Origin of the sequence: Halolamina sp. CBA1230 (genome assembly GCF_002025255.2) — an archaeon.
Classification (GTDB): domain Archaea; phylum Halobacteriota; class Halobacteria; order Halobacteriales; family Haloferacaceae; genus Halolamina.
In genome coordinates this window covers 583756-597236 of record NZ_CP054587.1, presented here as the reverse complement: position 1 = coordinate 597236, position 13481 = coordinate 583756, and the positions used below count along the sequence as shown (strand labels likewise).

Below are 13481 nucleotides of genomic sequence, written 5' to 3'. Positions count from 1 at the left end.
GTCCGGCGTCGGGCTCAGTCGACGACGTAGCGCTCGTCTGCGAGCGCGGCCGCGCGGTCGAGCAGGTCCTCGGGCTCGGCGGCCTCGACCTCGGAGCGCGTCGCGTTCGTCTCGGGGTAGTCGGGCGCGACGCGCTCACAGCCCACGTTGGTCGTCGCGTCGACGAACGTGCCGATCTCGCGGGCCTGCGCGACGATCTCCGGTTTGTCCCGGGTCAGCAGCGGGCGGTGGACCGGCAGGTTCGCGGCGGCGTCGGTGACGCGGACGTTCGGCCCGGTCTGGGAGGATTTCTGTCCGATCGACTCCCCCGTGGCGATCGAGTGGGCGTCCACGTCGTCGGCGACCGCCTCCGCGACCCGGAGCATCGCGCGCCGGAGCGAGAGCATCCGCGTCGCTCCCGTCGCCGCGACGAGGTCGTCGACGAGGTCGCCCGCCGGAACGACCCGCAGCCGAGCGTCGACGTGGGGCGCCGAGCGCGCGACCGTCTCGGCGGTCTCGACCGCGCGGGCGAGGTGGTCCGCGCCGCCGTAATCCCCGAGATCGAGGTAGACCGGAACCACCTCCAGCCCGCGTTTGAACAGCTCCCACGCCGCGACGGGGGAGTCGAGCCCGCCGGAGAACAGCACGACCGTCTTCCCTTGCGTGCCGACGGGGAGCCCGCCGGGGCCGTCGTACTCGGTGACGGAGACGAACGCCTCGTTCTCGCGGATGTCTAGCCGGTAGGCGCGGTCGGGGTCGTCGAGATCCACGTCGGCGCCGGTCGCCTCGCCGATCGCGGCACCGACCTCGCTCGCGACCTCCTGGCTCGTGAACGGGTGGGTCTCCGGCGGGCCGGCGCGGTTCGCGCGGACCGCGAACGTCGCGCCCTCGGGGTGATCCTCGGCCAGCGCGACCGCCGCCGCCGCGAGCGCGTCGGCTTCGGGCGCGGTCGTGATCGCGGGTCGCGTCGAGACGACGCCGAACGCGTCGGCGGCCGCACGGGCGGCCTCGTCGGCGGCGAAATCGGCGTCCTCGGGCGCGCGGATCAGCACCCGCGACCAGCGGCGCTCGACCTCGCCGGAGATCGATCGGTCGTCGAGGATCGCCCGCACGTTCGCGGCGAGGCGGTCGAGCATCTGCCCGCGAACTTTGTCGCTCTTGATGCCTGCCTCGCCGTAGCGCACGACGGCGAGGTCCGGTGACTGCTGCACGGGCGGGGTAGTCGCCGGGCGAGCATGGGCGTTTCCCTCCGTGTCGCGAGTCAGAACGCTCCCGAGGTAGTGTCTCGACGGCCCCGACAGCGACGTCACTTCCTTCACCGACACCCTGCTCTCGACGGACGGCGTCGGCGTGTTTCACGCCGCGGCGGGAAGTTCCGCGCCCACGAGCCGCCGGGCGAGACGATCAAACTCGAACTCGGCAGCGAGGTCGACACCAGCCGGGATCTCGCGTGAGGCAAGATATTTCCGCGGTCGCTTTCCGAACGTTTTCGTGAGCAGGAACGGAAAACCACTCGTGTCGGCGCTCGGGCTGATCGCCGTCGGTGTGCTCGGCGCCGGGTACACCCTCCTGACAGGCGGCTACAGCTACGCGGTTCTGTTCGTCGATAACGGTGTTCGGGGCCGGAACCTACGCGGAGGACCCACGTATCACCACACTCGCCTTGGCTCTCGGGGCGCTGATAGCCGCAGCCCTCGCCGCCGTTCGACTAGTCTACTACGGCTCGGTAGACCGACTGGTTGTTCTGCTGTTCGCTCTCGCTTCTGTGATGGCTTGGAAGGTAACTCAATAGACAACTCCTGATAACCGAACGGAGCGCGACACCGACGGGCGTACCGTCCTCGTCACGCCGTCGATTCGAGGGAACCTCGGTGCTCAGGCGTCGTCCAACCCGTCGATCGGGTCCTCCATCTCGCCGGTGATCGACTCGAGCAGGTCCGTCACCGTCACCATCCCGACGACCTCGCCGTCCTCCAGCACGAACGCGAGCTCCTGGCTCTCGACCTGGAACTGGTCGATGGCGTCGCTGACGTTCGTGTCGTGGGATATCGTCATCGGCGGTGCCGAGAGGTTGGTGAAGTCGATATCGCCGTCGGCGACGCTGTCACGGTACCGCGCGAGCATCGGGAAGTAGACGATTCCGCGGAAGTCCTGCACGTCCTCGCCGATCAGCGGGTAGCGCGTGTGGGGGTGCTCCTCCATCCGGCGGAAGTTCTCCTCGGTGTCGACTTCGGTGGAGAGCGTGACGACGTCCTCGGTGGGCACCATCACGTCGTTGACCTGCTGATCGCCGATCGTGAGCGCGTTCAGCACCTCCTCGCGGCGCTCCTCGGACATCTCGCCCTGCGAGAGCACCGACCCCAGTCGCTTGTGGAGGTCCGCGCGGGACTCGATGGCGTCCTCCTCGGCCTCCAGCCACGCACCGGTCATCTCGATGCCGAACAGGCCCAGCGTCCCCTTCGCGACCCAGTCGCCCAGCTTGATGATCGGGAGGATGGCACGGTTACACCAGTACAGCGGCGTCGCGCCGTACTTACAGACCAGCCGGGAGCGCTCGACGCCGAGATACGTCGGCGTCTGCTCGCCGTGGGTGAGGTGGACGAGGTTGATGATGAGGAACGCGATGAAGGCGCCCGCGCCGACGCCGGCTAGCGCGCTCCCCTGGAAGATCGGTTCGAAGATGGCCGCCAGCGCGGGCTCGGCGACGATACCCACCGCGATACTGGAGGCGGTGATCCCCACCTGACAGGTGGTGAGGTACAGTTCGAGGTCGTTGGTCATCTCCCAGGCGCGCTGGAGCGCGCTGCTCTCGCCGTCGCCGAGGAACTCCTGCTTCGAGAACTGTCGGGCGCGGGTGAGGGCGAACTCGATCGCGACGAAGAACCCGTTCGCGAGGATGAGCCCCACCCCAGCGAGAAGCCTGGCCGTGAGTTCGAACGTCTGCATGGGCGTGGCTCTCGGGCGCCCGCTGTAAATGCTCGGTGGCTCGTGCTACCCGTTCGCCGCGAGGTAGACGACGCCGAGTTCGACCAGTGCTGGGTGCGGAACCGCCTGCGGGCGAGCCCGTTCGACGGTCACGAGACCGTCGCGAAACGATCCACCCGACCCGGCGGCGACGGCCGTCGCCAGCACCGTGGCGCTCCTGCTGACGCCGGCCTTGCAGTGGACCAGCACGTCGCCCTCCCGGCGGGCGAGGCGTCTGACCGCGTCGAGGGCGGCCGCGAACGCTCTCCAGTCGTTCCCCTCGCCGTCGGTGAGCGGACGGTGGTGCGTAGTCAGGGGATACGCGTCGGTCGAGACGGAGACCACGGCAGCGAACCGACGGCCGTGGCGCTCGGGGTCGGCGGCGTGACGGTTGCCGAGGTAGAGGCCGCGGTGGTCCAGCGGTGCGAGGATCGGGTCGTCGGCGACGTCGCCGATCGGACGGAGGAACTCCCAGTCGGCGTCGGTCGAGTGGTCACTCATCGCCCCCGGAACCGGGGGTGACCGCGTGGGCTCAGAACGTCGAGATGTCGCCCTCGATCGCCTCGCGGGTGATCTCGGTCACGTTCGCGAGGTTGTCGTCGACGATCGCGCCCACTTCCTCCTCGATGTCGGCCACGTCGACGCCCTCCTCCGTGACGACCTGGGCGTCGGCGACGTGGGGCTCGTCGATCGGGCGACCGATCTGGGAGAGCAGGCGGAGCTGGAGATCGCGGATCCCGTCGACCTCCGCGACCACGTCCTCCGCGGTCGCCGTCGAGAGGAGGTTGTAGATCTTCCCGATGTGGTTGACGGGGTTCTTCCCGGAGGTGGCCTCCATGCTCATCGGGCGGTTGGGGGTGATGAGGCCGTTGGCGCGGTTCCCACGGCCGACGGAGCCGTCGTCGCCCTGCTCGGCGGAGGTACCCGTGACGGTGAGGTACACCGAACCCTCCTCGTAATCGTCGGCGGTGTTGACCTCGACGCTGACCTCGCGGTCCGTGTGGTCGCGGGCGACGCGCTCGGCGTAGGCCCGTACCTCCTCGACCGCGGCCTTGTACGCCTCGAGGTTCTCGACGTACTTGTCGATCATCGCGACGGCGACGGTCACGTCGATCGAGTCGCCCTCGCGTTTCCCCATCACCTTCACGTCCGGGCCGACCTCGGGGTTCTCCGCGGCGTACTCGCCGTTGAGCCCCCGCTCGATCTCGTGGACGATCGTCTCCGTTTCGGTGAGTGGGGCGTGGCCGACGCCGTAGGAGGTGTCGTTGGCCATCGGCACCTGGACCTCCTCCTCGCCGAACACGTCCTGCAGGTCGCCGCTCCCCTCGCCGAGCTGGATGTCGACGACCACGTCCGTCCCGTACTCGAGTTCGGGGATCTGCTCGGCGAGGTACTCCCGGGCGGCCGCCAGCGCCGTCGAGTCGACGGGGAGTTCGACGGTTACCCCGTCGCGTTCGTAGCTCTTGGTCGCGCGACCGACGATCAGGATGTAGATCGGTTCGATCACTTCGCCGCCGCCGTACGCCGGCGCCGCACGCCCCGCCGCGAGCTGGGTCTCGTCGGTGTTGTAGTGGAGCACCTTCCCCACGCGGTCGAGGTAGAGCTGCGAGAGCGCCCGCGAGACGCTCTCCGCGATCCCGTCGCAGATAGAGTCGGGGTGACCGATCCCCTTTCGCTCGACGATCTCGACCTGCTGGTCCTCGACCGCGCGCCGGTCGAGTTCGGAGACCTGAATGTTCCGCGTCATTGTCGGCTCTTCCGCGGGGCGGGGTCTATAACCTTCGGAAACGATCCAGGGGTAGGAAATAACTACTGCGCATCATCGGCGAGCAGCAGGCCGAGGTAGGAGCTGCGGATCTGCTCGTCGGGGTCCAGTCCCAGATCCCGGAGCAGTTCCTGTGCGCCCGTCCGGACCTGCTCGATGTCGGACTCGGCCGCCTCGCGTTCGATCTCGACGAACGACCCCAGCCCCTCGACCGCGTCGAGCGTGACGGTGTAGCCGTCCAGCGCGAACCGTTCGCGCTCCTTCTCGACGGTCGCGGCCGGCTCGAACCCCAGCCCGTCGAGGATGCCCGCGGCGGCGTCGCCGTCGTCGACGCCGGTCTCGTACTCCTCGCGGGTCTTCGACGCTGCCTCGACGAGCGGCCCCTTGTACGTCATCGCCGTCGTCGTCTCCTCGGCGTCGAGATCGGTCTCCTCGCGCAGCCGCAGCGCCTCGTCGGTTTCGGCGAACTCGCGGTGGGGCGCATCGTAGTACGTGTCGACCTGGCGGACGTGGTCGACGGGTTCGGCGCCGGCGTCGTCGAGCGCCGCCCGGACGGCCCCGTGGTCGGCTTCGACTTTGAGTTCGACCTCGTACATGGCTCGGGGATCGGCGCCGGCGGCGAAAAGGCTGGCCTCTCGGCCGCAACGCAGTTCCACGCCGGCGGCATACGGCCTCGCGATCGCTGGGACGAACTGACCGACGCGCTCTCAGCGTGGCCGAAAGCGTGACGCTGAGGGCTCAGTACGGGCGAAACTGAACGTCCCTCGATCCGGATCCTCGGCGGTTTCCAGCCCCGAAACGTTGTCCTTAAGAGTGGAACACGAGACGGTAGAGGTATGAGCGAAAACGAAGCCGACGCCGAGACCGAGGCCGAGGCGGCCGAGGAGTCCGAACAGACCCAGTCCGGGATCCAGGAGGGTGACTTCGTCCGTATCGACTACAACGTCCGCACCGTGAGCGACGACCGCGTCGTCGACACGACCCGGAAGGACGTCGCCGAGGAGGCCGGCATCGACGACGACGAGTACGACTTCTCCCCGCGCATCATCGTCGTCGGCGAGGGCCACGTGTTCCCGGGCGTCGACGACGCGCTGATCGGCAGCGAGGTCGGCGACGAAGGCACCGTGGAGATCGACGCCGAGGACGGGTTCGGCGAGTACGACCAGGAGGAGGTCCGCACCGTCAGCTCCTCGAAGCTGGACGAGGAGAACCGCCGCCCCGGCTCACAGGTCCAGATCGACGGCGAGCAGGGGTACGTCGAGCGAGTGATCGGCGGGCGCGCCCGCGTCGACTTCAACCACCCGCTGGCGGGTGAGGATCTCGAGTACGAGTACGAGATCGTCGACGTCGTCGACGACGACGAGGAGAAGGCCGCCGGCCTGCTGGGGATGTACCTCCAGATGGAGCCGGACCTGCGCATCGAGACCGAGACGGTCGAGGAGGAGGTCACCGTCGAGGACGAGGACGGCGAGGAGACCACCGAGACCGAGGAGGTCGAGCAGCGTACCCTCTACATCGAGGCGACCCAGCAGATGCAGATGAACCAGCAGTGGATGTTCCAGAAGAGCCAGGTCGCCCAGGAGCTGATGGACCGTCTGGACCTCGACCGCGTGGTCGTCGAGGAGGTCTTCGACGGCAGCGGCGGCGGCATGATGGGCGGCATGGGCGGTATGATGGGCGGCATGGGCGGCGCCGAGGAGCTCGAAGAGGAGCTCGAGGACATCGAGGGCGACCTCGAGGACGCCGACGTCGACGCCGAGGAGATCGTCGACGAGCTCGACGAGGAGTAACGCTCGCGAACGACTCCCACACCAACCGAACTTTTTTGCGGGACGCCGAGCCACTAACGCGTAGCCGATGGAGCTCGACTTCTGCTGAGCCCGCCGGGCTCACGTGACGGCGTGTGTTGTTCATCGACCACGCTGTGAGCGGCGGGAGACCGACCGTGGCACCGTTTTCCGACAGCCTCGGGTCTCCCGCTCGCCGCGGGCAGGCGCCGCCGTCGCCGTCCGTCTCCGGTGGGGGACCCACCCTCACTAACGTTGCAAGACTCACCACCAGCCGAGACGGATGCACAGCGAGCGACCACCAGCGACGACGACGCCGACCGAACCGCCATCGTCGTCGCCCGCGACGCAGACGAACAGCCGGACACGACCGAGATCGAGCGCCTCGCCCGCGCGGCAGGGTACGAGGTCGTCGACACCCTCACCCAGCGACGCGAGGAAGGCGGCCAGTACAACGTCGGTCGCGGGAAAGCCGAGGAACTCGCCCGGCGCGTGGTCGCGACCGACGCCGACGCGGCGCTGTTCGACCTCGAACTCACGCCCGGGCAGTACGGTTCCCTGACCGCGCTCCTCCCGGACGGCACCGGCGTCGTCGACCGCCACCGGCTCGTGCTCGACATCTTCGAGACCGGCGCCGGCGACGAGGCCGCCCGGCTCCAAGTCGAACTCGCGAGACTGCGGTACGAGCTTCCGAAGCTCCGCGAGACCGAGGAGCGCACTCACATGCAGCGCGCCGCGGAGACCGGCTCCCGCGTGGTCGACACCGAGCGACGGATCCGGATCGTCGAGAACAAGCTGGACGAACTGACCGACCGGGCGAGCGAGCGCCGGGCCGAGCGCCGCGAGCAGGGGTTCGATCTCGTCGCGATCGCGGGGTACACCAACGCGGGCAAGTCGACGCTGCTGCACCGGCTTGCGGACGACCTCGCGGTCGACGAGATGGCGCCGGACCACGCCGACCTCGACGGCGTCGCGGCGGTCGAGGATCGGCTGTTCAAAACGCTCGACACCACCACCCGCCGGGCGACGATCGGCGGGCGGCGCGTGCTGTTGACCGACACCGTCGGCCTCGTCGACGGGATCCCCCACGACCTCGTGGCGTCGTTCAGCGCAACGCTCGACGCTGTCGCCGACAGCGACGCCGCGCTGCTGGTCGTCGACGCGAGCGATCCGCTGCCGACGATGCGCGAGAAGCTCCGGGTCTCGCTCGCCGAACTCGACGACCCTCGGGGGGAGCTGCTGGTCGTGCTCAACAAGTCAGATCTCGTCGACGACGAGGCGCTCGAGGAGCGCCGAAACGCGGTCGACTCGGTGGCGGGCGACCGTACCGCCGAGGTGCTCGCGGTCAGCGCACTGGCGGGTGGCGGCGCCGAGAACCTCCGTGACGCCGTAGCCGCGGCGCTCCCGAGCGAGACAGCTCAGTTCGATCTGCCCAATATCGGTGACACGCAGTCGTTCCTCGCCTGGGCGCACGACCACGGCCGCGTGACGGCGGAGTACGACGGCGACCGCGTTCGCGTCGAGTTCGCGGGGCGGCCGGCGGTCGTCGACCGAGCGCGGTCGCGGGCGACGGCGATCCGGGAGGGGTGAGCGCCGCCGTTACCGCTCCGCTGACTTTTTCTCACTCTGTCTCGAGGGGGGCTGTGTGTGCGGCTCACGGCCCCGGGCGCGGTTGCGGCGGCGCCCGACGGCCACGCACGCGGTGCTCAACCATGACTGACAACGGCGGCAACGATCGACGGCGGGATATCGAGGGGCGAATCAACACGCTCGGCACGGGCAGCAACGGCGTTGGCGGCCGGCGGGCCGACTCCGCCGAGGAGGAGGCCGACGACGCCGAACCGGAGACAGGCGTGACGCCGGAGGCGGACGACGACCGCGGGAGCGACGAGGCGGCGACGGAGCGGGAGACGGGCGTCACGCCGGAAGCCGACAGCGACGACTCCGGGGCGACGGCCGACGACGCCGACCGGGAGACGGGCGTGACCCCGGAGGCGAGTACCGACGACCACGGGGGTGAAGAGGAGGACCGCTCGTCGCTGGATATCGAGCTCGATCGGTTCGTGCGCGCCTTCGCCGTGAGGCGGGCCGAGGAGAGCGACGAGACGCTCGACGAGTACGTCGTCGGCTCCGTGAAGGGGTATCTCGCGGGGCTGCTCGGCGGCGACGTGGAGTCGCCGGGGACGCTGAAGCGCCGGGTCGACGTCGAGGCCGACGACGTCTTCGGCGGGCTGCTCGACGCCGTCGCCGACGAGGAGCAGGACCGCGGCGACGTGGTGGTCGCGGCGGTCGCCGAGGCGTACGACGTGCCGGAGGAGGACGAGCTGAGCGTCGCCGGCCTGCGTGACCACGAGGCGATGCTGAACGGCGTCGTGGCGAACAGCTCCAACAGTCTGGGCGAGATCTCCGAGGTCGTGCAGGCGGCCGTCGAGACGCGGCTGATCGAGGAGCGGCGGGAGTAGCGGCTTTTTGGGTCGGTTTTCGTTGGTTCGGATTTGGGGATGTTCTCGTTGAGTACGTCGAATTTGCCGAGTTCGTCGAGACAGCTACCGACAGAACCGCGTCGAGACAGCTACCGACAGGACCGCGTCGAGACAGCTACCGACAGGACCGCGGAGTGAGCATGGCCACTTGTGACCGCAACCGCCCCGCACAGCCCACAGACCTCCCCAGCCGACTCACTCGCTTCGCTCATTCGTCCCTCGCGCCTGCTCGTCCACGGAGGGACTCGCGCTTCGCGCCGACAGCTACGGCGGTGCGGTGGCGGTGGACGCCTCGCGCTCGCAACGGTCGCGAGCGCGGGGGGAGGGGTGGGGACTCCATACCGTGCCGGGCCTCGTGCCCGGCACCCTGCGGTCACAAGTGGTCAAGCATCGAGATGCTGTTGCCGTCGCGGTAATCGCCAAGTCCTGAACCGATTTTCACCCGCCCGACGAATCCACACAGAACAACGTCCAGACCGAGGGCGGGAGCCTTATCCCCCATCACCGAGAACGTCGCGATATGCAACCACGGGACCTCTCCGCCCACGTCGAGTACGTCCCCGGCCGGGGGGTCGAGGAGGTCGCCCGCGACCTCGGCCTCGATCCCGACGAGCTCGTGAAGCTCTCCTCGAACGAGAACCCACACGGCGCCAGCCCCGCGGCCGTCGACGCCGTCCGCGGCGCGGCCGAGGAGATCTCCGTCTACCCGAAAGCCGCCCACACCGACCTCACCGCGGACCTCGCCGAGAACTGGGACCTCGACACCGAGCAGGTCTGGGTCAGCCCCGGCGCCGACGGCGCCATCGACTATCTCTCCCGAGCGATGCTCGACCCCGAGGATCCCGTGCTCGTCCCCGACCCCGGCTTCTCCTACTACGGGATGAGCGCGCGCTACCACCACGGCGACGTGCACACCTACGAACTCTCGAAGGCCGACGGGTTCGATATGACTGCCGAGACGGTGCTCGACGCCTACGACGGCGAGCGGATGGTGTTCGTCACGTCGCCGCACAACCCCACGGGGGCGACGATGGTCCGCGAGGAGGTCGAAGCGCTCCTCGGCGGCGTCGACGACGACTCGCTGGTCGTGATCGACGAGGCGTACGGCGAGTTTTCCGAAGAACCCTCCGCCACGGACCTGCTCGACGACTACGAGAACCTCGCGATCCTGCGGACGTTCTCGAAGGCGTACGGGCTGGCCGGCCTGCGGATCGGCTACGCGCTCGTCCCCGCCGCGTGGGGCGACGCGTACGCGAGGGTCTCCACGCCCTTCGCCGCCAGCGAGGCGGCGCTGCGGGCCGCGATGGCCGCGCTGGACGACGACGAACACGTCGAGAGATCCGTCGAGAGCGCGCGGTGGGCCCGCGAGCACATCAGCGAACATCTCGACGCGCCGACGTTCGACAGCGAGGGGAACTTCGTGCTCTGTGAAGTGGGCGACGGGAGCGCCGTCGCGGAGGCCGCACAGCGGGAGGGTGTGATCGTCCGGGACTGTAGCTCGTTCGGCCTGCCGGGCTGTATCCGGCTCTCCTGCGGGACCGAAGCGGAGACCCGTCGGGCGGTCGAGACGCTGAACGACGTGCTCGCCGAGTTGGAGGCGACGGCATGAGCGGGAGCAACGAGATCGCGTTCGACCGCGTCGCGCTCACGGGGACGCCCGGGACCGGCAAGACCACGGTCGCCGACGCGGTCGGCCAACGCCTCGATATCGACGTTCACCACCTCAACGACCTGATCCGCGAGGAGGGGCTCCACGAGGGCGAGGACGAACAGCGCGGCTCGCTCGTCGCCGACCTCGACGCGATCGACGAGTACCTCGGCGACTGGTCCGGACTAGTCGACTCCCACCTCGCCCACCATCTCGACGCGGACGCGGCGATCGTGCTGCGCTGTCACCCCGACGAACTGGAGGAGCGATTGCGCGAACGCGAGGAACCCGAGGCGAAGATCGCCGAGAACGTCGAGAGCGAGGCGCTGGACATCGTGCTCAGCGAGGCGGTCCGGACGTACGGGGAGGCGAACGTGTACGAGATCGACACCAGCGACCGGCCGGTCGAGGCCGTCGTCGACGACGTGGTCGCCGTGCTGCGCGGCGAGCGCGAGCCCTCGGCCGGCACGGTCGACTTCACGGGGGCGCTGTGACGCTCGATCAGTACCGCGAGATCGCGGACCGCCTGCTCGTGCCGTTCGTCGACGCCGCGGAGGCGCTGGGACTCACTCCCGACGGCGTGAGCGTGATCGCGTTCGTGTTCGCCGGCGCCGCGGGCGGCGCGTTCGCGCTCGCGGGCGGGCAGGGGCCGACGTGGCTCTACCTCGCGGCCAGCTTCTTCGTGTTCGCGAACGGCTGGCTCGACCTCGTCGACGGCGCGCTGGCCCGCAGCCTCGGCACCGACTCGAAGGGCGGCGACCTGCTGGACCACGTGCTCGACCGCTACGCGGACGTGATCATCATCGCGGGGCTCGCAGCGGGCGCCGACGCGTACGCGCTGGGTCTGCTCGCGGTGACGGGCGTGCTGCTGACGTCCTACCTCGGCACACAGATTCAGGCGGTCGGGCTCGGCCGGGAGTACGGCGGCTTGCTCGGCCGCGCGGATCGCCTCGCACTGGTGGGGATCGTCGGCGTCGTCGCGTTCGTCCTGCCCGGCGAACTGGTCGCGGGCTTCGGCGCGGTCGAACTGCTGCTCGTCCTCTTTGCGGTCGTAGGCCACCTGACCGCACTCCAGCGGTTCTGGGGCGCGTGGTCGGATCTCTCCTGAGCCCACAAGACCCTTTACGCCACCCCGCACAGCCTCGCGAGTGAGCGACCTCCGTCAGTCGAACCGACGAGCCTGGGACGAGTGGAGTGACGACTTCCAGGCGATCTGGCGCTCGGACACCGACGAAGGTGAGCTTCCACCCGCACCCTCCCCGTTCGCCGAAGACGCTCCCGGCGGCCCACAACCGCAGATTCTGGAGAGCGTCGAGGGGAAATCGTACGTCGAACTCGGCTGCGGCGGCGGGCAGGGGAGCGTCGGCACCGCGGAACTGGGCGCCGATCCGGTCGTCGGCGTGGACTTCTCGGGCGAACAGCTCCGGTACGCCAGACAGCTCCGCGACGAGTACGGCGTCGACGAGAGCCACAGGCTCTCGTCTGCCATCGAGGGACTACGTCCCTCGGGCAACCGGAAGCCGACGGCTTCCGGTGACAACCAGAACGCTTCGCGTTCTGGTGACGTCGACGCGCGGTTCGTGCAGGGCGACGTGACCGACCTCCCGCTGCCGGACGACCGCTTCGACGTGGCCTCCTCGGAGGCGGCGTTCCAGATGGTCGAAGACGTGGATCGCGCGTTCGCGGAGGCCCACCGCGTCCTCCGCGAGGGCGGCGTGTTCGTGTTCAGCGTGATGCACCCGCTCAACGAGGCGCTGGACCCTGAGACGGGAACGCTCGCGGAGAGCTACGTCGATCCGGGGCCGCGTGAGATCGTGATCGACGAGAACTACGAGGAGACGCTGACCGTCTTCGACCGGACGGTTGCGGACCTCCACAACGGCCTCGTCGACGCCGGCTTCGAGGTTCGGCGACTGCTCGAACACCACAACCACGAAGTGGAACACAACGACCCTGAAGAGAGTGATAAGCCGGACGTGCTGTGGAAAGTGCCCCAGAGCGTCCGATTCTGGGCGATCGCGCGCTAATCAGTCCAGACTCAGCCCGGCGTGCCAGCGGTCCGCGCCCGCCTCCGCCTTCACTTCGTCCATCTTCGCGAGCAGCTTCACCGCCAGGCTCGCCGTCTCGGCGGCGACGGACTCGCCCTCGGTCATGAACTCGCCCGTCGTGCGGTTCGCGAACACCGAACAGATCGCACCCGACCGCAGGCCGTAGACGTTCGCGAGCGTACAGACCGCGGCGGCCTCCATCTCGATGTTCAGCACGTTCGCCTCCTGCAGGTCCTCCACGAGGTCCTCGCTCCCGGCGGCTTCGAACCCCTCGAACCCCTCGCGGCCCTGGCCGGCGTAGAAGGAGTCCGCGGACATCGTGAGCCCGACGTGGTAGTCGTGGCCCAGTCGCTCGGCGGCGGCGACCAGCGCGGAGACGACCTCCTCGTCGGCGACGGCGGGGTAGTCCTCGCGGACGTACTCCTTGCTCGTCCCCTCCTGCCGGACGGCGCCGCGGGTGATCACCAGGTCGCCGACGTCCATTTCGGGCTGGATCGCGCCACAGGAGCCGACGCGGATGAACGTGTCCGCGCCGACGCGGGCCAGCTCCTCGACGGCGATGGCGGCGGAGGGCGAACCGATCCCGGTGGAGGTGACGGAGATCGGTGCGCCGTCGTAGCTGCCCGTCGCGGTGCGGTACTCGCGGTGGTGGGCGACCTCCTCGTGGTCGTCCCAGAGCGGCGTGACCTTGTCGACCCGCTCGGGGTTGCCGGGGAGCAGCACGCTGTCGGCGACGTCGCCGGGTTCGAGTTCGACGTGGTACTGCATCTCGTCGGAGGCGTCGGACATACCCACGAGAGTCCGAGT

General features: G+C 69.2%; 13 protein-coding genes. 7 read left to right on the top strand and 6 right to left on the bottom strand.

Features of this window, described 5'->3' with window-relative positions:
• Positions 1-14 precede the first annotated feature (14 nt).
• From B4589_RS03025 to cyaB, 5 genes are all read right to left on the bottom strand, one after another.
• Positions 15-1190, bottom strand: a complete 1176-nt coding sequence (locus B4589_RS03025) for a tRNA sulfurtransferase (RefSeq protein WP_079232885.1) — start codon at positions 1188-1190, stop codon at positions 15-17.
• Between the two features lie 664 nt (positions 1191-1854).
• Positions 1855-2925 (bottom strand): CNNM domain-containing protein, encoded by a 1071-nt coding sequence (locus tag B4589_RS03020; protein ID WP_079232883.1) that lies wholly within the window; start codon positions 2923-2925, stop codon positions 1855-1857.
• Positions 2926-2970: 45 nt separating this feature from the next.
• Positions 2971-3444 carry a dual specificity protein phosphatase family protein gene (locus tag B4589_RS03015; protein WP_079232882.1) on the bottom strand — a complete coding sequence of 158 codons (474 nt, stop codon included), beginning with the start codon at positions 3442-3444 and terminating at the stop codon, positions 2971-2973.
• 31 nt (positions 3445-3475) lie between these two features.
• Positions 3476-4690, bottom strand: a complete 1215-nt coding sequence (locus B4589_RS03010; RefSeq protein WP_079232881.1) for a methionine adenosyltransferase — start codon at positions 4688-4690, stop codon at positions 3476-3478.
• Between the two features lie 62 nt (positions 4691-4752).
• On the bottom strand, positions 4753-5304 hold the full coding sequence (gene cyaB / locus B4589_RS03005) for a class IV adenylate cyclase (RefSeq protein ID WP_079232880.1): 552 nt from the start codon (positions 5302-5304) through the stop codon (positions 4753-4755).
• A gap of 240 nt (positions 5305-5544) precedes the next feature.
• Between cyaB and B4589_RS03000 the strand changes: the two genes are divergently transcribed.
• From B4589_RS03000 to B4589_RS02970, 7 genes are all read left to right on the top strand, one after another.
• Positions 5545-6498, top strand: a complete 954-nt coding sequence (locus tag B4589_RS03000) for a peptidylprolyl isomerase (protein WP_079232879.1) — start codon at positions 5545-5547, stop codon at positions 6496-6498.
• Positions 6499-6750: 252 nt separating this feature from the next.
• On the top strand, positions 6751-8085 hold the full coding sequence (hflX, locus tag B4589_RS02995; protein ID WP_217920476.1) for a GTPase HflX: 1335 nt from the start codon (positions 6751-6753) through the stop codon (positions 8083-8085).
• Positions 8086-8207: 122 nt separating this feature from the next.
• Positions 8208-8957 (top strand): hypothetical protein, encoded by a 750-nt coding sequence (locus B4589_RS02990; RefSeq protein WP_079232877.1) that lies wholly within the window; start codon positions 8208-8210, stop codon positions 8955-8957.
• Positions 8958-9498: 541 nt separating this feature from the next.
• Positions 9499-10587, top strand: a complete 1089-nt coding sequence (hisC, locus tag B4589_RS02985) for a histidinol-phosphate transaminase (RefSeq protein WP_079232876.1) — start codon at positions 9499-9501, stop codon at positions 10585-10587.
• Positions 10584-11120, top strand: a complete 537-nt coding sequence (locus B4589_RS02980; RefSeq protein WP_079232875.1) for an adenylate kinase family protein — start codon at positions 10584-10586, stop codon at positions 11118-11120. Before hisC ends, B4589_RS02980 begins: the two co-directional genes overlap by 4 nt.
• Entirely contained in the window at positions 11117-11734 is a 618-nt protein-coding gene (locus B4589_RS02975; protein ID WP_079232874.1) for a CDP-alcohol phosphatidyltransferase family protein, read from the top strand. Before B4589_RS02980 ends, B4589_RS02975 begins: the two co-directional genes overlap by 4 nt.
• Before the next feature lie 40 nt (positions 11735-11774).
• A complete protein-coding gene (locus B4589_RS02970) occupies positions 11775-12653 on the top strand; it encodes a class I SAM-dependent methyltransferase (RefSeq protein ID WP_079232873.1) in 879 nt (292 codons plus the stop codon).
• Here the strand turns inward: B4589_RS02970 and B4589_RS02965 are convergent, their stop codons facing one another.
• On the bottom strand, positions 12654-13463 hold the full coding sequence (locus tag B4589_RS02965) for a nucleoside phosphorylase (protein ID WP_079232872.1): 810 nt from the start codon (positions 13461-13463) through the stop codon (positions 12654-12656).
• Positions 13464-13481 lie beyond the last annotated feature (18 nt).

Excerpts from the sequence above, each read along its gene's own strand:
- B4589_RS03020 (WP_079232883.1), bottom strand. The coding sequence starts at position 2,925 with ATGCAGACGTTCGAACTCACGGCCAGGCTTCTCGCTGGGGTGGGGCTC.
- B4589_RS03015 (WP_079232882.1), bottom strand. The coding sequence starts at position 3,444 with ATGAGTGACCACTCGACCGACGCCGACTGGGAGTTCCTCCGTCCGATC.
- B4589_RS03010 (WP_079232881.1), bottom strand. The coding sequence starts at position 4,690 with ATGACGCGGAACATTCAGGTCTCCGAACTCGACCGGCGCGCGGTCGAG.
- cyaB (WP_079232880.1), bottom strand. The coding sequence starts at position 5,304 with ATGTACGAGGTCGAACTCAAAGTCGAAGCCGACCACGGGGCCGTCCGG.
- B4589_RS03000 (WP_079232879.1), top strand. The coding sequence starts at position 5,545 with ATGAGCGAAAACGAAGCCGACGCCGAGACCGAGGCCGAGGCGGCCGAG.
- B4589_RS02990 (WP_079232877.1), top strand. The coding sequence starts at position 8,208 with ATGACTGACAACGGCGGCAACGATCGACGGCGGGATATCGAGGGGCGA.
- hisC (WP_079232876.1), top strand. The coding sequence starts at position 9,499 with ATGCAACCACGGGACCTCTCCGCCCACGTCGAGTACGTCCCCGGCCGG.
- B4589_RS02980 (WP_079232875.1), top strand. The coding sequence starts at position 10,584 with ATGAGCGGGAGCAACGAGATCGCGTTCGACCGCGTCGCGCTCACGGGG.
- B4589_RS02965 (WP_079232872.1), bottom strand. The coding sequence starts at position 13,463 with ATGTCCGACGCCTCCGACGAGATGCAGTACCACGTCGAACTCGAACCC.